We start from the raw sequence: 18,790 nt of genomic DNA on the forward strand, positions 1-18,790 counted from the left end.
CGCCACCCTTGTTAATTGTCTCTGAAGAACCAGATAATTAACAGCTCCAGAAATTTGCCTTTCTTGCTTATCCCAAATTTTATCTTTGATTTTCCCGGCTGTTATTTTCCAAACTAACCAATACACCGTTAATTTTATTCGGGTCGATCGCAATTGCGATCGACCCGAATAAAATCTAACAGCAACCGCCGCCGTTATAATGCCAAGTCGAATCCGTAATTAACACCTTATCTGGCATTAATCCGCCCAACTTCCCAGCAGTTTTATCGCACACGGCCGCCGGAACTCCTCGCTGCAAAACGTGACCCACCCCGTCATCAAACAGCTCTTCAGACCCCGTATAAATCGCCGTCTTGCCCGTGAAAATGCAAGCTCCGTCATCCGGTACATCCACTTTGAAAGACACCGAATCCAGGCTTTCTAACAGCAAATCCGCCTCTAACTGATAATTGTGTTTGTCCAGCAATCGGTAAGGACGGCGCGCCCGCACTTCGACTTGCCCGAAACCAACGTCTACAAGGTGTTGAACGTATTCTGCGTATGTCAAAGCGCCGGACAAACACAAGGCCCGCAAGCGTTGGTCTTCTTTCAAATGCTGCGGAATGGGGCGAGTTGCGATCGGATCGCTCATCAACAACCTGCCACCGGGTTTTAATACCCGATAAGTCTCTTTTAATGCTTTAGCTAAATCCGCAGGTTCAAATATATTAAACAAGCAGTTTTGGGCGACAACATCTACAGAAGCATCCGGCACTGGCAACGCAAAAGCATCGCCTTCACAAATTTCTACAAAACTCGGATCAAACCAATCATTTTCGTGGGCCGCAATTTGCAAGTTTCGTGCAGCCGCATCTCGCATTGCTGGAACCGGATCTACGGCAATAACCGCTCCTTTGTGTCTAGAAAAATATGCAAATTGTAGTGCTTCTAGGCCGCCGCCGACGCCTACATAAAGCACGAATGGATTGCCGACAAGTTCGGCGGCGTGAACGGTTGTGCCGCAGCCATAATTCATTTCTTGCATTTGTTCGGGAATTTTTAATCCTGGCAATTGCAAGGGACTGCTTTGGACGCAGCAAAGTCCGATTTGGGGTGTTTCGGCAACATCGCTGTAGAATTTTGCTGCTGTTTCGAGGTAGGTCATTTTTTAGTGTCCTAATTTTTGATTTTTGACCGCCGATGTAGGCAGATTTACGCGGGTGAACGCAGATGAATGCAGAAAGTTTTTGTTAGGTGGCAAATTCGACTTTTTGTTCGGATTTGGGCGGATTTTCGGGTTCGGAAACAGTTGTTTTAGGATCTGCTAATTCGGTGGTTGGCTGGCTAGGAGTTTCAGCCGCAACTGGTGGCGTTGGCGGAACAAGATTGGGAGACTCTTCTGGTATCGCGGGAGCGACTACTTTTGGTACTGGAGCTTTTTCTGTGATTTCTGGCAGGGTTGGCGGATATGAAGGATTAGCAGGTTGCGGTTCTTCACGCAAGAAGTTGCGGAACCGATTGTAGTATCCTTTATATTCCTGTTTTTTTGTTTGGGGAGATGCTGTTGGGGTCGGTTCTATTACTTGTATTGGTGCAACAACTTTCGGGGTTTCTAACGGTGGAGATGCTTTCGGTGTCGGTTCTATTACTTGAACTGGTTCTACAACTTTCGGCGCTTCGAGTGGGGGGGTTGCTGTCGGTGTCGGTTCTATTACTTGAATTGGTTCTACAACTTTCGGCGCTTCGAGCTGGGGGGTTGCTGTCGGTGTCGGTTCTATTACTTGAATGGGAGCAAGTTCGGGAGCGATTGTTGGCTCTAAGCTCGGTTGAGTAACAGGGGTTTCTGGAACCGCTGGTGAGGGTGGGACAACTGGTGTTTTTTCTAATGCAGGTGTCGGTGTCGCTTCGGGGGTTGGGGTTGGTGGCGGTTCGGGGGCTTGGTAGCTACGATCGACTATACCGCGAGTTTCTGCAGCTGTTAGTCCGCCCCGCACTAATTTTGAAAGAGGATCTTGACCGAGCGGTTGGAAATTTATCAGTCTGACTGTATTATTAAAGGCGTTTTTGACAATTTTTCCCCGTTCGTCAATTAATTCTAGCTGTACCCAGTTTTTCCCTGGTTTGAATCCTTTAAGATATATAGGTTGCCACTGGTCGATCGCAAAGCTTTGGCCGTTGACTGTGGCTCGAATTTTCCAATCGAGTATTTCATCTTGAGAATTTTCTTGCGCCACTTCGTGCGGGGGGGCATTTGTCAAGTAAAAGTCGAGCAGGATGGGTTCTGCCCCGTAGCTGCCTTGGGGGCTGTTGTACGTTAATAGGGGCAATGTTCGATCGGGATTATTGTCATCTGTTTTGGTAAAAACGTGAAAAGTGGTTTGAGCAGCGGCACCTTCGTTTTTAAAGCTTTCTTCCCAAGGGCGAGTGGCGAACACCTGGAGGGTATGGGTTCCGGGTTCTAAGTCGGAGAGCGTTAAAGGTTGGTTGATGTCGTAAACTGCTGCGTAAGGTTGGTTGTCTAATAAAACTTGTAGATGGGGGCCCAAACCCAAGTTTGCATCTTTGAAAATGGGCAAGTCCTTCACTTGGAACTGAACAGACACATTTATATCCTGAAGCACTTCGTCAGGTTTTGGATTCAAAATACTAATTTGAGGCTGGTAGATTTCTAGAGCCTGACGCAGTTGTTGAATGGCTTCTGGGGGAGAAACCTCTGAGATTTTGTTTACCTGGGCGGTAGCTGAGCCGCTCTTGTTCCCTGATTTGGGCAATTCGGAATGGCCCGCGCCACAACTTGCTAAACCCAAAATTAATACTGCTACTGCGAACAATGCCAGCAGCCTGCCTGCAACCGTTCTGTGCCAATTGATCCCAATCACGCAACCATACTCCTAGAAGCCTTCTCATAGGGAACTATAGCCCAAAAATGAATTTAGTATTGGGGAATTGCCGCTCATGAATTCCAAAGGCTCCTAGGAGGCAGGATTGAGGCAGCAGCGGGCAACCCATCCTCTCCGACTATTAATTCGCGCAGATGTTTTCCAAAACATATATCTACTATCTACAAATGAGTATTCCTAAATTACTTTATCTTTGAGTTTTGTAAAGTTAATGGCAGTACCCCTTGACTTTTTTGAGGGACTGTGGAATTTAAAGGCGTTATTACATCAAGAATTGAACCTTTTTTAAGTATTGTTAACAAGCGATTAATACTTCTCTAGCAAGCTTATAATTCATAAAACTCCCTCAAAAGGAGCAGCCGTATCAAGTCTGAATCAAGGACGCGATCGGTGGCTCATCTGGCGAGAAGAGTTGGCAGTACCCAGTCACATTGTTAGCGACACTGGGAAACTGGCTTCTTCAAAGAAGCAAAATGCTTGGGGAGACGATGCACCTGCGTTTAGCTCTGCAAAGAGTAAAGTGTAGTGCAGTGTCGGCTTTTTCGAGAATCCCCCGCCTAATCAAGCGCGGGGAGTGTCCGGTACAGTATTCAGTTCTCGTTCCTTGTCTTACCGAGAGGAGAGTCTTCATGACCATTAGTCCTCCAGAGCGAGAGGTAAAAGCTAGGGTAGTAGTCGATAAGAATCCGGTTCCAACTTCTTTCGAGAAGTGGTCAAAACCCGGTCATTTTGATCGCACTCTAGCTAAGGGGCCAAAAACCACCACTTGGATTTGGAACCTCCACGCTAACGCTCACGACTTTGACAGTCATACAAGTGACTTAGAAGACGTTTCGCGCAAAATCTTTAGCGCTCACTTCGGCCACTTGGCAGTAATCTTCGTGTGGATCAGTGGCGCATATTTCCACGGCGCTAAATTTTCCAATTACGAAGCTTGGCTGACAAATCCTACAGCCATCAAGCCCAGCGCTCAAGTGGTCTGGCCGATTTTTGGTCAAGAAATTTTAAATGCAGATGTAGGCGGCGGCTTTCACGGAATTCAGATCACCTCTGGTCTATTCCAGTGGTGGCGCGCCAACGGCATCACTAACTCATACCAGCTATATTGCACTGCGATCGGCGCCCTGGTAATGGCAGCTTTGATGCTATTTGCCGGTTGGTTCCACTATCACGTCCGCGCTCCGAAACTGGAATGGTTCCAGAACGTGGAATCGATGATGAACCACCACTTGGCTGTGTTGTTGGGCTGCGGCTGCTTGGGCTACGCGGGACAGCAAATTCACGTGTCGCTGCCAATCAACGCTTGCATGGACGCGATCGATGCAGGTGCACCGCTGACAGTGGGCGGCAAGCTGATCAAAACAGTTGCCGACATCCCCCTGCCGCACGAGTGGATTTTGACACCGGGCTTGATGGCTGACATCTACCCGAGTTTCGCTAAAGGTTTAACCCCCTTCTTCACCCTCAACTGGGGCGCATACACAGACTTCCTGACCTTCAAAGGCGGTCTGAACCCCACCACAGGCGGTTTGTGGCTGACTGATACAACACACCACCACTTAGCTTTGGCAGTGCTGTTCATCGTCGCTGGTCATATGTACCGGACGAACTGGGGCATCGGCCACAGCATGAAAGAAATCTTAGAGAACCACAAAGGCCCCTTCACTGGTGAAGGTCACAAAGGTCTCTACGAAATCCTGACTAATTCTTGGCACGCGCAACTGTCGATTAACTTGGCACTGATGGGCTCTCTGAGCATCATCGTCGCCCACCACATGTATGCGATGCCTCCGTATCCGTACATCGCGACCGACTACCCGACTCAGCTATCCCTGTTCACCCACCACATGTGGATTGGCGGATTCCTGATTGTTGGAGCAGCGGCTCACGGAGCAATCTTCATGGTTCGGGATTACGAACCCGCTGGAAATGTCAACAATTTGTTGGATCGCGTGATCCGGCATCGGGATGCGATCATTTCCCACCTGAACTGGGTTTGTATTTTCTTGGGCTTCCACAGCTTCGGTCTGTACGTTCACAACGACACGATGCGGGCTTTCGGTCGTCCTCAAGATTTGTTCTCGGATACCGGGATTCAGTTGCGTCCGATATTTGCCCAGTGGGTGCAAAACATCCACGCCTTGGCTCCGGGCACAACAGCGCCTAATGCTACCGAAATCGTCAGCCACGCTTTTGGCGGCGGTGCAGTAGTAGTCGCCGGCAAAGTAGCGATGATGCCGATCGAGTTGGGTACGGCGGATTTCATGATCCACCACATCCACGCTTTCACTATTCACGTTACAGTCCTGATTCTTTTGAAGGGCGTGTTGTTTGCACGCAGTTCTCGCTTGGTTCCTGACAAAGGCAACTTGGGCTTCCGGTTCCCTTGCGACGGCCCTGGCCGGGGCGGCACCTGCCAAGTTTCTGGTTGGGATCACGTCTTCCTAGGCTTGTTCTGGATGTACAACTGCATCTCGATCGTGATTTTCCACTTTAGCTGGAAAATGCAGTCGGACGTGTGGGGAACAGTATCGCCAGACGGCACAATTTCTCACATTACCGGTGGCAACTTCGCACAAAGTGCGCTCACGATTAACGGGTGGCTGCGGGACTTCCTCTGGGCGCAAGCTTCTCAGGTGATTCAGTCCTACGGTTCGGCACTGTCGGCCTACGGTCTGATGTTCCTAGCTGGACACTTCGTCTTCGCCTTCAGCTTGATGTTCCTGTTCAGTGGCCGTGGCTACTGGCAAGAACTGATTGAGTCGATTGTTTGGGCTCACAACAAGCTCAAGGTAGCTCCGTCGATTCAGCCTCGTGCTCTGAGCATTATTCAGGGTCGGGCTGTGGGTGTAGCTCACTACCTCCTAGGAGGAATTGTCACTACGTGGGCATTTTTCCTAGCGCGAATCATTTCGGTAGGGTAAACTACCCCTAGGTTTTGGATTCTCGATTTGGGAGGAATCTCAAATCGAGAATCCAAACTCCGAACCGAATCCCTTCAATTTTGTTCAGGATTCAGGATTAATCAAGGCTTATGGCAACGAAATTTCCAAAATTTAGCCAAGACCTTGCCCAAGACCCGACCACACGGCGGATCTGGTACGGGATTGCCACAGCACACGACTTTGAAAGCCACGATGGCATGACCGAAGAAAATCTTTACCAAAAGATTTTTGCTTCTCACTTCGGCCACCTAGCAATCATTTTCTTGTGGACTTCGGGCAGCCTGTTCCACGTAGCATGGCAAGGTAACTTTGAACAGTGGATTAAAGACCCCCTAAACGTCCGCCCGATCGCTCACGCGATTTGGGACCCGCAATTCGGCGCTCCTGCTGTAGAAGCTTTCACTCAAGGGGGCGCTTCTAACCCGGTGGATATCTCTTACTCTGGTGTCTACCATTGGTGGTTCACCCAAGGGATTCGGACAAACGCCGACCTGTATCAAGGAGCTATCTTCTTGTTACTACTGGCGGCTGTCTTCCTGTTCGCAGGTTGGTTGCACCTCCAGCCCAAGTACCGCCCCAGCTTGTCTTGGTTCAAAAATGCTGAATCTCGCCTCAACCACCACTTGGCTGGTTTGTTCGGTGTCAGCTCTTTGGCTTGGACTGGTCACATGGTTCACGTTGCTATCCCCGAATCTCGCGGACAGCACGTAGGTTGGGACAACTTCTTGTCTACCCCGCCTCACCCGGCCGGTTTGGCTCCGTTCTTCACTGGTAACTGGGGCGTATACGCCGAGAATCCAGATGCAGCGAACCATGTCTTCGGTACTTCCGAAGGCGCTGGAACCGCAATTCTGACTTTCTTGGGTGGCTTCCACCCTCAAACAGAATCCCTGTGGCTGACAGACATCGCTCACCACCACTTGGCGATCGCAGTTCTGTTTATCGTTGCCGGTCATATGTACCGGACTAACTTCGGTATCGGTCACAGCATCAAAGAGATGTTGGATTCTAAGGCTGGTTTGGTCGGCGGCAAGAGTGAAGGGCAGTTCAACTTGCCTCACCAAGGCTTGTATGAAACCTACAACAACTCGCTGCACTTCCAACTGGCATTTCACCTCGCTGCTTTGGGCGTAATTACCTCCCTGGTAGCACAGCATATGTACGCGATGCCCCCCTACGCTTTTATAGGTAAGGACTTCACGACTCAGGCTGCGCTTTACACCCACCACCAGTACATTGCTGGATTCATCATGGTCGGCGCTTTCGCCCACGGAGCTATCTTCTTGGTGCGGGACTACGATCCTGAAGCAAACAAAGGCAACGTGCTCGATCGCGTGTTGCAGCACAAAGAAGCGATTATCTCTCACTTGAGCTGGGTGTCGCTGTTCTTGGGCTTCCACACTCTCGGCTTGTACGTTCACAATGACGTTGTAGTCGCTTTCGGAACTCCTGAAAAGCAAATCTTGATTGAACCAGTGTTCGCACAGTTCATCCAAGCTGCTCACGGAAAAGCTCTCTACGGCATGGACGTGCTGTTGTCTAACCCTGACAGCATTGCTTCTACCGCTTGGCCCAACTACGGCAACGTATGGCTCCCTGGCTGGTTGGATGCGATTAACAGCGGTACTAATTCTCTGTTCTTGGCAATCGGACCTGGCGATTTCTTGGTTCACCACGCGATCGCACTAGGCTTGCACACCACCACCTTGATCTTGGTCAAGGGCGCTCTGGATGCACGCGGTTCTAAGCTGATGCCGGACAAAAAAGACTTCGGTTATGCTTTCCCTTGCGACGGCCCCGGCCGTGGCGGTACTTGCGACATCTCTGCTTGGGACGCCATGTACCTGTCTGTATTCTGGATGTTGAACACCCTAGCTTGGGTAACGTTCTACTGGCACTGGAAGCACCTGGGCATCTGGCAAGGTAACGTGGCTCAGTTCAATGAGTCTTCTACCTACCTGATGGGCTGGTTCCGCGATTACCTCTGGCTGTATTCTTCTCAGTTGATCAACGGTTACAACCCGTATGGTACTAACAACTTGTCAGTCTGGGCTTGGATGTTCTTATTCGGACACCTCGTTTGGGCAACTGGTTTCATGTTCCTGATCTCTTGGAGAGGTTACTGGCAAGAGTTGATCGAGACTTTGGTTTGGGCTCACGAGCGCACTCCTTTGGCTAACTTGGTTCGCTGGAAAGACAAGCCTGTTGCTTTGTCGATCGTCCAAGGTCGTTTGGTTGGCTTAGTTCACTTTACTGTGGGCAACGTCCTCACTTACGCGGCCTTTGTAATTGCCTCGACAGCCGGGAAATTCGGGTAACTCTGAACTCTGGTTTCTAGGTAATTAAATGAAATCCCCTGCCTTCTGGTGGGGGATTTTTTTAGGTATTTGGGTTAACTGTTGAGAGTGAAAAGTATTTTTATATGGCAAAGTTACCACAGGAAACAATTACTACAATGCCGATGCTTTTACAGCAAGCCTTGGGATATTTTTATCATGATTAGCAGTGATGTCAGTCCCAAAATAAAAACCCCTAAGCTTAGGAGATAAATTCCCACAAGTGGGTAAATACTACATTGATAAAAAAAACTTTGTATACATTCATTAGCCAGTCCATACCGTGCGTATCAGAGAAAAATTCTCGGCTTAATTCCTCCTCTCTATTGTTGAAGTCAAGGTCTTTTGATGATTGCCAGAAAAAGCTAGACCAAGAAAAGCCCATACATTTTGCTTTTACACCATATTGATTAACTTCTCTACTATTGTAATTAAACAATCCTGGAACTCCACTCACCGTCCCCTGGAATTTCATAGCAAATTCTCGGAATTTATCATAATATTGGCTCCCGGTTCCAGAATAATCTTCTGTCTCTGGCATGGTTCCCAAGTGGCTGACAAAAGCTGTGAAATTGAATCCATCCATCAACAGTACAATAAATGAAGTGGCGCTATCCGGTGTCTCTGGATCCTCATCTCCGCCAATTTGGATAATTGCTATTACATTATCTTCGTAGCGTTCAACCAGACTTTTTAAGACCCAGATGCCTTAACTAACTCCGTTGCTCGAAACAGGTAAAACAGTCAGCATGGCAATGTTTCTCCTTCTTGCTCGTTGAGATTCAGCAGTTTTCTATTTTCTATTTTAGAGGACAACTCGATCTCATAAGTGACTTTAGAGTCGATCGCCCCGAACCTCACGTCACCACAAGCCCGATCGCCCTTATCACTCAAATCTCCCCATTCACCTGCATCTGATGCACCCTATCAGCCAATTATTGCAAGCGTTTTTCGTCCAACTCGTCAATCGCCAGCATCCCGACAGAGATAATTTCTTTCAGCCTTAGTCAGGTTGCTAGCGCCTTTTTCTGCACAAGTTTCTTAATTATGGGGCTGACTGCAATGGCGACACTGGCTCTGGTCACAAAACTAACCGGAGATTAACAACTTCGATTAAATCTTAGCACTTTTAACCTGAGCTTTTAGCTGCGATGCAACTTGTTTAACCGCATTTTGACAATATCCAACACGATGTGAAGTCAATCAATCAGCAAATGCTGACTTATCTAAGAAATATTACAAAACCTACCGTAAGATGATTTGATGGTAAAGTTATCAATTGATGTGGAGAGCGATCGCTCTTTCCCATTGCCTCTTTACGATCGCACAGAGCGAAAGACTAACTTTAGTTGGGCTTATACTTCGGCGGCAGGCATCTTAAGCCTATGTATCTGTATGACTTAGTGCTGAAGATTCAATTAACCATATTACCATCACAATTGGAAATTTTTCAATGAAACTCAGTAAATCTTTGGCAATGTTGTTGACATTAATTTGTATGACAGTCATAGTAGTGACTACTTTCAGATTAAGCCCTAGTTTCGCTCGTTCTACGCCGGCGATGTCAGCACAAGAATCAGCAGAAAAAGTAACTACAGATCTGATTGCACAAGGTTCTTCAGGAAGCTCTCTCTACACTAGGCTAGGAGGCTACAACGCGATCGCAAAGGTCATTGATGATTCAGCAACTTTCATATTCGCTGACCCAGTAATTGGTAAATACTTTATTGGCTTGGGAACAAACTCACAACAGAGGCTGCGTCAGTTGTTAGTGGATCAATTCTGCCAAGCAGCAGGTGGGCCTTGTGTTTATACAGGGCGGACTATGAAGCTTTCCCATAGTGGAATGGATGGAGGTCTGACGGACAGTGAATTTAATGCTTTTGCTAATGATATATCCCAAGCTCTCGATAAAAATAGGGTCAATCCACCAGATAAAGCCGAAGTGCTGGGATTTGTCAATAGTCTGAGAAACAAGATTGTCGAAAAGTAATATGAAACACTCGAATCTCCTCCTGCTTTCGGTTGCATTTCTGCTACTGTCAGGAATGGTAACGGCCGACGCAGCCCGTGCAAAACCATCAGAGCCAACCACCGAGATGAAAGTTCCAGTATCCCCAATGGCGAGGCAGTCTTCTGAGCGCTTTTCCATGCCGGCCATTTTTTCTCCACCCCAGGTTCAATCGAATGATCGACCTTTTTGTTTTTATCAGCGCTCTGATAGCACGATAGTTGATTTGAGCAGACTGTGTGGGGCTAAGAGCGTCGAAACGGGTACAAATACTAGATGGGAAAACGCTCCTGTTGAGGAGAAGAAGACCCCAATTTATTGGTAAAAAAATGAGAATTTGTTTCAGTAGACGAATTCCATAGGAGCGCCCTTGCCTTACTTCCCTCGAAGTGTGTGAAGCGTAGCTATCCCGTAGGAAATCGCCCTCATCGCCTCAAATTTCCCCATTCACCTGCATCTGATGCACCTTGTCAGCCAACTCTTGGCGGCTTTCCTTATCGAGTGCATTAATTGCCAGCATTCCCAAATACACGACTTCCTTTTGAGTTAGTCTTGTAGCTTGGGCTTGTTTTTGAATGACTTCCTTTATCACGGAACTGACCGCGATCGCAGTATTAGTTTTAGCTACGAAGAATAATCAACTATTAATAACTTTCCTTAATGTTATCATCCTCAATCCGATTAACTACAATAATGTTTGACTAGCTACAGTTAATCATCCTATAGTGTAAAACATACAAAAAAGCGATCGCCGCCTGTCTAGACAACTAAAGGCCGATCGACCTATTCCTCCAAAACCTCAACCAAATCCTCAATCATCACATCAAAAGTGCGAGCTAACTTCCGCAGGCAAGTAAAGTCAACCATTGCCATTTCAGGACGACGAGCATAGCTTCTGACAGTGCTATAAATTACCCCAGAACGATCGGATACTTCCTTAAGCGTCCAGCCCTTCTCCGCCGCTAGTTCCCGAATTTTTAGCCTGACTAAACCCATGCTTGACAGTTGATGCAATTGCGTCGTACAATTTTATATGTAAAGAGCGATCGCCCCCCGGCCTGGAAAACTAAAGGGCGATCGTCTGTAAAACCTCATCTGGACAGATTATTTCTTTCTATCAAAAAGTGCATTTGCCATATCCAGAAGTCTACTAACCATATCCAGAGGTGTACTAGCCATGATATCAGAAACTCCGGCAAAATCGCGGACGATCGCAGAATCCCGAATAATTCACAAATCGCCAATCCTGCATCCGCTGGCGAGATTCGTTACCGAAGAAACAGTCGCACTCCTGTTCAATATCACACCAGACGAGATTTACCGCATTGAATGCTGTCGCTACATGGTTTACGTGCACGCCAAAGGCATCAGCCGGTTTGTCAGCTACGCCGATTTTCCCCCTATTTTAGAAGTAAAGCCGATCGCAGCTCAAGATTTTGGCAGATGGTACAAACGCTGGAAAAGCAAGCAAGCACCAGCATTTTGGACGAAATTCTACACCCACAAGTTCAAAAAAGCTGTTTCAGTTGACAGCTTGCTGGAGTGGGGCAAACTGGTAGCTACTGTTAAATCGGTCATTTCTGGGGTGGCGCTGCAACAGCTACGAAATGTCTATGCCCAAGAAAAAGATTTGATGGGTAAGTTTTAAAGTGCTATCTCGCCGGCAACCAACTGCAAGAATGGGCCAAGGAAAAATTAAAATAAATGGCTAAGTGAGAAAAGGGAGGTAGAAAATGGACAATCACCATGCCTAGAAAAATTCGCGAGTTAAAAGCTCAGATTACGCGTGAGGGCTTTATTTATTTGCCAAAACGCGGAAAAGGCAGCCCTGAGAGATGGCAGCATCGTTTATTGGGAAGACATTAACAATTCCAGGCAAAGACGGAGATGATGTGCCACGCTATTTAGAGAAGCAGTTGGCCATATTGTTAGCCGAACTCGACGAGTTAAAGGAGGAAGATTCATGAATCGATACAGTATGATCGTCCAATGGTCTGACGAGGATCAACTTTTCCTCGTGACGATTCCAGAGTTTGCCGATCGCGTTGTCATGCCCTGTACCCACGGCCAAACCGGCGAAGAAGCCATCCGACATGGCGAAGAAGTGCTCGAAATGTATCTAGAAGCTTGGCAGGAAGAAGGTGAACCCATCCCCGCACCTAGCATTCTTCAAATCGCCTAGAACACCTCATCTTCGATTCCCAGCCACCATTCCCCCAGATTCATTAAATCTTTGTGAAGGTCAGTAAGTTCTGTCATATACTCTTCAGCAGAAATCTCGGATCGCCTTTCTTGCAATTTTTTCAGCCGCAGTTGCACTAACAGCCAAGGTTTGGAAATCCCGTCCTTTGCTTCGATATATTTGGCTAGATCGTTGCTGTCCATACTTATGGGTTATTTGTTATTGGTTATATCATTGCCGGTTGTATCGGAATGATATAACCGCAGAGAACGCAGAGAAATCAGAGTAAAAGAAGAGAGAGAGAGCAATAATTACGAGGCCAAGTGGCTTAATATTATAGGACTTTTGAAACGATTTAAAAAAGCTCTGATTTTTCCCACTCGGTTTCAACCGACTTGAGCTTTGAGCCAGGGGTTTCAACCCCTGGCGGACTAACAGACTGGCGGACTTGGAAGCTAAGATGCCTCCCGCAAACATCCTTTACCTATAATCCGAAGTCTGAATATTCTTGAGCTTCGCAGCATATTTCATGCCGTATTCCGGGCGACAGAAGCGATCGAGCTGAGCCTCAAAGAAAGCCCGATTTGCCTTCAAATGCTTGGGATTCGGGTCATCTAAAGGATACAAAAGAGCAGTCCGCAACGCTTGAATCACCGCCGAAGTAACGCAGTACATCGATCGCTGAAATGTCACCCCAATTTGATTGAGGATATCATCTTCGCCGCGACAGCGCTGTTTGTAGAAATCCATCAAATACGGCGGCAGGAAATGCAGCATATCTTGTGCTAGCAAAGTCGGCGGAATCCCCGCCGTACCTACCGGGAATTTGTCTGCATACAAAACTCCGTAGTGGAAGTCTTTTTGATCTTCAGGAACTTCCTTAGCTTGAGCGTTGTAAGATTTGGTGCCTCGGAATGGCGAAGTGCGATAAAATACAGATTCCACGTAAGGTAACGCTGCTTCGTAAAGCCAAGTAAAACCCTTAGATTTGGGGATGATTTCGTACTTCTCGCCGTCGATGTAAACGTGGTGGTAAATGGGGCGTCCGGCGATCGCAAATATGCCATTTACTAGGAAATCCATCGCCTGCGGGACTGTCGTAACTTTCCCTTCGTCGTACAAGTCGGAAACCTCAAAAAACACAGGCGCCATGACTTCCCAGAATAAACCGAGATTGCTGTAATAAGACATTTGGCGGCACTGTTCTAAAAACATTTCTGGAAATGCTTTGTGAAGTGCCAGCATGAACGGGTCTTTTTTGAAGTAAGCTTTAATTGCCCGATCGGCATTAGCCTTATATTCGTCACTGTCCAAATAAGGATCGAATTGATTGGTAGGCACGTACAAGCCCCGGTGCCAAAGCATTGACCTCATGCACTCTTCCGCAAATTCCATGTTAATGCGATCGTGCCACAAATGGTGAAAAAGCCGCGGCAATTTGCCTGTTTCTCCCTTCTCCATGAACTCCAAAAGTTCGGGGTGAACACTTCCAGTCCCGCGCCATATCCGCAAATCTGCACCGTCGCCTGCATAGTGATTTTGTAAATCTAAATACTCTTGGGGTAAAAAGTATTTAAAGAAGGGAAGTGGGTGCAAAAATACTCGTTCGGCGATGTAAAGCAAATCCCGCCAGTAAAAGTCCATCGGCACTGCGTAAGCTTTCCAAATAGCGATGATTTGCATCAGATTTTCCGGCGTATCTGGAATCATAGCGCCGCCAGCTTCCAGCCTGTGAATTACTTCCGCAAATTCGTGCTTGGAAGGAGGTAGTTTAGTTGCTGGTTTATTAGGGGTTTGTACCATGGTTTTTTCCTTTGATTGACTGAATCTAAATATTTTGAATTATTGCAAAAAGCTGCAATTCTTTAACTGGTTCTCCGGCTTTGCTTGGGAACCGATATCCATGCCTGAACTGGAAAATTGGAGGCTTAGCCTCCGGATTTGCGTTACCAGGCTCTGCCTGGTAACAAGTAGATTCTCTTAGTTAGCGTCGGCGGACTTTGTTTGTTGTGTAGACGCGATGGAAATCGCCGAATGTTCAACGGGATAGCTAATAGCTACTTGGGCATTTCTGTCCGCCGGCAGGGTAGCAACGATTGCATTTGTAGTAGATTCGCTCCACTTGAGCAGCCAAGCAGGTTGAATTCCCAACACAAAAATGATGCCCGCCAAAACTAGCGCAGGCATATTTTCAGCAAACGTAACTGGAGGGTAGTAAGCCGTGGCATTATCCAACTTCCCAAAACAGGTGCGGTTGAGCAGAATTACAAAGTAAACTGCTGTTAACCCGGAGGCTAAAATGCACAGTAAGGTTGGAATGGGAAATGCTGAAAAACTACCTTGAAATACTAAAAATTCGGCAATAAAACCCACTAAACCGGGAATTCCGGCGCTTGCCATACCGCCCAAAACTAACAGGGAACTGGCAGTGGGTAAACCCCGCATCGGGTTCATCAAACCGTTGAGTACATCCAAATCCCGCGTGCCGACTTTGGCTTCGATGATGCCTACCAAATAAAACAGCAAAGCTAAAATTAAGCCGTGGCTTACCATTTGCCCGACAGCACCAATTAAGGCGAGTTTTGTGCCGGCGGCGCAGGCAACGAGAATGTAGCCCATGTGTCCGATCGAACTATAGGCTACCATGCGCTTGATGTCTTTTTGGGCGATCGCGCTCAAAGCACCGTACATCACGCTCACAGTCCCGATAATCGCTAAACCGGGAGCTATAATCGACCAAGTTTCGGGAAACAACTGCAAGCAGAACCGCACTAAACCGTAAGTTCCCAACTTCGCCAGAATCCCTCCCAGCAAAATTGCTGTTGCTGGCGAAGCTTCCACGTAAGCATCCGGCAGCCAAGTGTGGAGTGGCACTAAAGGAATTTTAATTCCCAACCCAATTAGTACAATTGTTAGCAGGATCAATTGCGTGTTCAAGGGCAATTCTTGAGTGGTAATCGCAGTGTAATCGAAATTTAAAGACCCACTCAGCCAAGCAACACCCAAAAATCCTGCTAAAACTAAAAGTCCCGAAACTGCCGTGTAAATCAAAAACTTCATGGCAGCGTATTCCCGCTGCTTTCCGCCCCAAATTGCAATCAACAGGTAAAAAGGAATTAATTCTACTTCGTAAAAAAGTACAAACAGCAGCAAATTTTGAGACATCAAAGCTCCGGCAATACCAGCATTGATCAGCAAAATCAAAGCATAGTAAAGCTGGGGCCGAGCCATCCCTTCGCCAGTGCCATAAATGACTAATAGCGTCAGCAAAGCACTTAAAACCAGCAGCGGCAAGGACAAGCCGTCAATACCCAAGTTGTAGCTCAAACCTAATTGTGGAATCCAGGGCAAATATTCTTGAAATTGCAGTCCCGAATTTGCTGGATCGAATTGAGTCAAAAGCCAGATATTCAAAAGGAAAATAGCTGCCGCAAAAGCCGAGGCTATTGAACGCAGACGCATCCCATTGATATTTCCGGGCAGGAACCCGACTACCGCAGCGCCCAACGCGGGCAACCAGAGCAAGGCACTAAGCATAATGTGTGAAGTGAAGAGTGAAGAGTGAACAATCAATTTTGCAGCCTCTTGTCTTTGATAATTTGAGAGTTTATATGTTAAACTTTTTCCCAATTATCAATTCCAAAATTCATCACGACTCAGAAACAATAGTGACTCGACCAGTGTCTAAATCGTAATACCCACCAACAACTTTCAGTTTATTCTCCGCAATTAACTTAGAGATAACTGGAGATGCTTTTAACCTGCTAGCTTGCAGCATAACATTCGCTTTGACGGCATTTTCTAGACGATCGCCCGCTTGGTCTTTCGAGCTTTCTACCGCCGGCTTAATGGCGTCGATCAAACTGCCAATTTGACCGGGAACTTGAGCTCCTTTGATGGTTGCGTCTACCGCACCGCACCTTTCATGCCCGACTACCACAAGCACTTTTGCTCCCAGTACCAGCGTGCCAAATTCCAGGCTGCCCATTTCTTCTGAGGTAACAACATTTCCGGCCACGCGACAGACAAATAAATCTCCCAATCCTTGATCGAAGATAATCTCGGAAGGAAAGCGGGAATCTGCACAGCCCAGAATAGCAGCAAAGGGTTTTTGAGTTTTGGCAACTTCGGTGAGGCGCCCAAAGTCTTGGTGGGGATTTTGGCGTTTGCTTTCAACAAACCGTTTGTTCCCGTCCATTAACTGTTTCAGAGCTGCATCGGGAGTCAAGTCATTTTGAGCAATTGCTGGTTCGGGTGCAGCCAAATCAGCGCCTGCTCCTACTGCGAGTATCCCTGTACCAATAGCACCTGCGACAAATTTGAGGGAATTGCGCCGGGAAAGATTGAATTGTCTGTGGTCTGAGTTCATTTATGCTGCCTTATCGGAACGAGTTTGAAATCTTTGTTCAAGACTTCATGTTTTTAAGATTTTAGATGAAAACTGTCACCTAAAATCTTCAAGCTTATATTTCTTTACCCGCCCACAATCAGCGACAAGCGAGCTAGAAGTGGCCAGCTTATGAGCAGTCCCAAAACTGCCACTCCGAACAGAATTGTCAAGGCGTAAAACTGAGTTTGACCGTTAACGTTGTATTTGAGGCTTTGCCCGCCAAAAACCGTTGCAAAACCGATTAAGTTCACGAATCCGTCAACAATATTGCGATCGAACCAGGAGATGATTTGGGAAACCAAACCAACTGCAAATATCACTGTCACGCGGTAAAGTTGGGCGGTGTAAAAGTCGTAAGCAAAAAAGTCTTGCAGGGCTTGAGAACCGATTCGCACCGGTTTTTCCCATTTCTCGTTTAGGTAAACCAATGCTCCTGCACCGATGCCGATCGCGGTTGACAAAACTAGCAGTCCAGTGGCGGTATAATTCAAACTTGCCCCAGGCAAGACCTGCCACGTCGCCAGCAAGTGCGGAACGTGCAAAGTAAAGCCCATTAAAACAGTCATCGGCAAGATAAAAGGCCAGTGAACTTCCGGCGCACGTTCGGTCATTTGCTTTGGTTTGCCACCGAAAACTAAACCGAAGACGCGCACCAAGCCAAAAGCAGTGACGCCGTTTACAAACAGCACTATTCCTAACAAGAAAGGGTGAGTTTGCCAAAGCCCTGATGTGAAGTCTTCTAAAGCCCAGAAACAGCCGAAGGGCGGCAGTCCCACCAATCCAGCGCTACCGACAATAAACGATATCGCTGATATTGGCCGCTTTCCCCACAAACCGCCGAGAGATCGGACATCCTGAGTGATGCTGTTCCAAACTACCGAACCGATGCTCATCACCAGCAAACCCATTGCTAAGGTGTAGGCAAATATCAATGTCAGGGCTGTCTGGGCTTGTCCGGTGCCGACGGCGATAAATACTAAGCCCATGTATGAGCTGACTATATAGGAAAGCGTGCGCTTGATGTCAATTTGGGCGATCGCAATTAATGAAGCACCAACCGCCGTCGCAGCACCTACAATAATAGTTGTCGTCATCCCCATGGGCGACAAAGCAATCACTGGCTGCAACTTAATCAAAATCCAAGCACCAGTTTCCACAACTACGGTGTTCCGCAAAATCGTCGCCGGCAGCGGGCCTTCCATCGCCTCATCCAGCCACAGGTGCAAGGGAAACTGAGCACATTTACCCATCGGACCGGCAATCAAAGCTAAAGTCAGCAGTGTCGCTACAGTGGGGTCAAGCTTTGCAGTCTGGGCCCAAGCCGCCAACTCGTCAAAGTTCCAAGTTCCAGCCAGCGGCAGAATGGCGACTACTCCCATCAGCAGGAATAAGTCACCCACCCGCTTTGTTAAGAAAGCGTCGCGGGCTCCTGTCACCACCAAAGACTGATTGAACCACAGCCCGACTAGCAGGTAAGTACCCAAAGTCAGAACTTCCAAAATCATGTAGCTGAAGAACAGGGAATTGCACAGTACCAAGCCACACATCCCAGCTTCAAACAGCCCCATCAGAGAAAAGAACCGAGCCCAGCCCCAGTCCATTTCCATGTAACCGAAAGCATAAATCTGCGCTAGCAAGTTCAGTCCGGTAATCAAAACAGTCGCCCCGACGGTGACAGCAGAGATTTCAACAGGAATGGTTAAGTCTAAACCTGCTACATTCAGCCAGGGAATCAACTCGTGTTGCGCCGGTTGGTTCCAGATAGCTGTCAGGGCTATGACACCGTGTAAAAAAGCGAACAAGGTTAATATGGCGTTCACGTAACCGGATGGTCTTGGTCCCGTGCGGCGGGTAACTGCTGGAAACCACAGCATGGACAGAACTCCGCCGATGAGTGGATAGCAAGGTATAAACCAAACCGTCTGGAGTAAGATTTGAGCCATGGGCATTACCTGTAAAGGTTACAAAAATTTAAAAATCTGAGAATAATTTTGATCGCGCTGACGACAGCACTCAAAAGCCACAAGGCAGAAGTAAAGAAAATTTG

General features: G+C 47.5%; 17 protein-coding genes. 7 read left to right on the forward strand and 10 right to left on the reverse strand.

Going from position 1 to position 18,790, the window contains the following annotated elements; translation table 11 throughout:
* Nucleotides 1–175 precede the first annotated feature (175 nt).
* Nucleotides 176–1,144, reverse strand: a complete 969-nt coding sequence (arsM, locus tag QUA27_RS02785; protein WP_333066202.1) for an arsenosugar biosynthesis arsenite methyltransferase ArsM — start codon at nucleotides 1,142–1,144, stop codon at nucleotides 176–178.
* An 85-nt stretch (nucleotides 1,145–1,229) separates the two neighbouring features.
* Nucleotides 1,230–2,858: a hypothetical protein gene (locus tag QUA27_RS02790; RefSeq protein WP_333066203.1), complete on the reverse strand. Its 1,629-nt coding sequence runs from the start codon at nucleotides 2,856–2,858 to the stop codon at nucleotides 1,230–1,232.
* A gap of 650 nt (nucleotides 2,859–3,508) precedes the next feature.
* Here QUA27_RS02790 and psaA point away from each other — a divergent pair.
* Nucleotides 3,509–5,803 carry a photosystem I core protein PsaA gene (gene psaA, locus QUA27_RS02795; RefSeq protein ID WP_333066204.1) on the forward strand — a complete coding sequence of 765 codons (2,295 nt, stop codon included), beginning with the start codon at nucleotides 3,509–3,511 and terminating at the stop codon, nucleotides 5,801–5,803.
* A gap of 110 nt (nucleotides 5,804–5,913) precedes the next feature.
* Nucleotides 5,914–8,142 carry a photosystem I core protein PsaB gene (gene psaB, locus QUA27_RS02800; RefSeq protein WP_333064854.1) on the forward strand — a complete coding sequence of 743 codons (2,229 nt, stop codon included), beginning with the start codon at nucleotides 5,914–5,916 and terminating at the stop codon, nucleotides 8,140–8,142.
* 220 nt (nucleotides 8,143–8,362) lie between these two features.
* Here the strand turns inward: psaB and QUA27_RS02805 are convergent, their stop codons facing one another.
* A complete protein-coding gene (locus QUA27_RS02805; RefSeq protein ID WP_333066205.1) occupies nucleotides 8,363–8,701 on the reverse strand; it encodes a hypothetical protein in 339 nt (112 codons plus the stop codon).
* A 722-nt stretch (nucleotides 8,702–9,423) separates the two neighbouring features.
* Between QUA27_RS02805 and QUA27_RS02810 the strand changes: the two genes are divergently transcribed.
* Nucleotides 9,424–9,564 (forward strand): hypothetical protein, encoded by a 141-nt coding sequence (locus tag QUA27_RS02810; RefSeq protein WP_333066206.1) that lies wholly within the window; start codon nucleotides 9,424–9,426, stop codon nucleotides 9,562–9,564.
* 157 nt (nucleotides 9,565–9,721) lie between these two features.
* The gene (locus tag QUA27_RS02815; RefSeq protein ID WP_333066207.1) at nucleotides 9,722–10,153 is read left to right on the forward strand and encodes a group I truncated hemoglobin; all 432 of its coding nucleotides are present in this window, start codon (nucleotides 9,722–9,724) and stop codon (nucleotides 10,151–10,153) included.
* Between the two features lie 451 nt (nucleotides 10,154–10,604).
* Here the strand turns inward: QUA27_RS02815 and QUA27_RS02820 are convergent, their stop codons facing one another.
* Entirely contained in the window at nucleotides 10,605–10,763 is a 159-nt protein-coding gene (locus QUA27_RS02820; RefSeq protein ID WP_333066209.1) for a hypothetical protein, read from the reverse strand.
* 191 nt (nucleotides 10,764–10,954) lie between these two features.
* Nucleotides 10,955–11,167: a helix-turn-helix domain-containing protein gene (locus QUA27_RS02825; protein ID WP_006631307.1), complete on the reverse strand. Its 213-nt coding sequence runs from the start codon at nucleotides 11,165–11,167 to the stop codon at nucleotides 10,955–10,957.
* A gap of 181 nt (nucleotides 11,168–11,348) precedes the next feature.
* Here QUA27_RS02825 and QUA27_RS02830 point away from each other — a divergent pair, with 181 nt between their 5' ends.
* The 3 genes from QUA27_RS02830 to QUA27_RS02840 all read left to right on the forward strand — a co-directional run bounded on the left by QUA27_RS02830 (nucleotide 11,349) and on the right by QUA27_RS02840 (nucleotide 12,353).
* Entirely contained in the window at nucleotides 11,349–11,819 is a 471-nt protein-coding gene (locus QUA27_RS02830; protein ID WP_333066210.1) for a hypothetical protein, read from the forward strand.
* 187 nt (nucleotides 11,820–12,006) lie between these two features.
* Nucleotides 12,007–12,138 carry a hypothetical protein gene (locus QUA27_RS02835; RefSeq protein WP_333066211.1) on the forward strand — a complete coding sequence of 44 codons (132 nt, stop codon included), beginning with the start codon at nucleotides 12,007–12,009 and terminating at the stop codon, nucleotides 12,136–12,138.
* The gene (locus QUA27_RS02840; RefSeq protein WP_333066212.1) at nucleotides 12,135–12,353 is read left to right on the forward strand and encodes a type II toxin-antitoxin system HicB family antitoxin; all 219 of its coding nucleotides are present in this window, start codon (nucleotides 12,135–12,137) and stop codon (nucleotides 12,351–12,353) included. Before QUA27_RS02835 ends, QUA27_RS02840 begins: the two co-directional genes overlap by 4 nt.
* Here the strand turns inward: QUA27_RS02840 and QUA27_RS02845 are convergent.
* The 5 genes from QUA27_RS02845 to QUA27_RS02865 all read right to left on the reverse strand — a co-directional run bounded on the left by QUA27_RS02845 (nucleotide 12,350) and on the right by QUA27_RS02865 (nucleotide 18,686).
* Nucleotides 12,350–12,556, reverse strand: coding sequence for a hypothetical protein (locus QUA27_RS02845; RefSeq protein WP_333037052.1), 207 nt, complete (start codon nucleotides 12,554–12,556; stop codon nucleotides 12,350–12,352). The genes QUA27_RS02840 and QUA27_RS02845 overlap by 4 nt on opposite strands.
* A gap of 277 nt (nucleotides 12,557–12,833) precedes the next feature.
* Complete coding sequence (locus tag QUA27_RS02850) at nucleotides 12,834–14,156, reverse strand: CO2 hydration protein CupA (protein WP_333066213.1); 1,323 nt, start codon at nucleotides 14,154–14,156, stop codon at nucleotides 12,834–12,836.
* A 177-nt stretch (nucleotides 14,157–14,333) separates the two neighbouring features.
* Complete coding sequence (locus tag QUA27_RS02855; protein ID WP_333066214.1) at nucleotides 14,334–15,890, reverse strand: NADH-quinone oxidoreductase subunit M; 1,557 nt, start codon at nucleotides 15,888–15,890, stop codon at nucleotides 14,334–14,336.
* A 112-nt stretch (nucleotides 15,891–16,002) separates the two neighbouring features.
* Nucleotides 16,003–16,722, reverse strand: coding sequence for a carbonic anhydrase (locus QUA27_RS02860; protein ID WP_333066215.1), 720 nt, complete (start codon nucleotides 16,720–16,722; stop codon nucleotides 16,003–16,005).
* Between the two features lie 104 nt (nucleotides 16,723–16,826).
* A complete protein-coding gene (locus QUA27_RS02865; RefSeq protein WP_333066216.1) occupies nucleotides 16,827–18,686 on the reverse strand; it encodes an NAD(P)H-quinone oxidoreductase subunit F in 1,860 nt (619 codons plus the stop codon).
* Between the last annotated feature and the right edge of the window lie 104 nt (nucleotides 18,687–18,790).

Source organism: Microcoleus harperi Pol14_C6 (assembly GCF_036701295.1).
Taxonomy (GTDB): domain Bacteria; phylum Cyanobacteriota; class Cyanobacteriia; order Cyanobacteriales; family Microcoleaceae; genus Microcoleus.

Excerpts from the sequence above, each read along its gene's own strand:
- QUA27_RS02850 (WP_333066213.1), bottom strand. The coding sequence starts at position 14,156 with ATGGTACAAACCCCTAATAAACCAGCAACTAAACTACCTCCTTCCAAG.
- QUA27_RS02860 (WP_333066215.1), bottom strand. The coding sequence starts at position 16,722 with ATGAACTCAGACCACAGACAATTCAATCTTTCCCGGCGCAATTCCCTC.
- arsM (WP_333066202.1), bottom strand. The coding sequence starts at position 1,144 with ATGACCTACCTCGAAACAGCAGCAAAATTCTACAGCGATGTTGCCGAA.
- QUA27_RS02810 (WP_333066206.1), top strand. The coding sequence starts at position 9,424 with ATGGTAAAGTTATCAATTGATGTGGAGAGCGATCGCTCTTTCCCATTG.
- QUA27_RS02855 (WP_333066214.1), bottom strand. The coding sequence starts at position 15,890 with ATGCTTAGTGCCTTGCTCTGGTTGCCCGCGTTGGGCGCTGCGGTAGTC.
- QUA27_RS02815 (WP_333066207.1), top strand. The coding sequence starts at position 9,722 with ATGTCAGCACAAGAATCAGCAGAAAAAGTAACTACAGATCTGATTGCA.
- QUA27_RS02865 (WP_333066216.1), bottom strand. The coding sequence starts at position 18,686 with ATGGCTCAAATCTTACTCCAGACGGTTTGGTTTATACCTTGCTATCCA.
- psaB (WP_333064854.1), top strand. The coding sequence starts at position 5,914 with ATGGCAACGAAATTTCCAAAATTTAGCCAAGACCTTGCCCAAGACCCG.
- QUA27_RS02835 (WP_333066211.1), top strand. The coding sequence starts at position 12,007 with ATGGCAGCATCGTTTATTGGGAAGACATTAACAATTCCAGGCAAAGAC.
- QUA27_RS02845 (WP_333037052.1), bottom strand. The coding sequence starts at position 12,556 with ATGGACAGCAACGATCTAGCCAAATATATCGAAGCAAAGGACGGGATT.
- QUA27_RS02805 (WP_333066205.1), bottom strand. The coding sequence starts at position 8,701 with ATGCCAGAGACAGAAGATTATTCTGGAACCGGGAGCCAATATTATGAT.
- QUA27_RS02825 (WP_006631307.1), bottom strand. The coding sequence starts at position 11,167 with ATGGGTTTAGTCAGGCTAAAAATTCGGGAACTAGCGGCGGAGAAGGGC.
- QUA27_RS02840 (WP_333066212.1), top strand. The coding sequence starts at position 12,135 with ATGAATCGATACAGTATGATCGTCCAATGGTCTGACGAGGATCAACTT.
- psaA (WP_333066204.1), top strand. The coding sequence starts at position 3,509 with ATGACCATTAGTCCTCCAGAGCGAGAGGTAAAAGCTAGGGTAGTAGTC.
- QUA27_RS02830 (WP_333066210.1), top strand. The coding sequence starts at position 11,349 with ATGATATCAGAAACTCCGGCAAAATCGCGGACGATCGCAGAATCCCGA.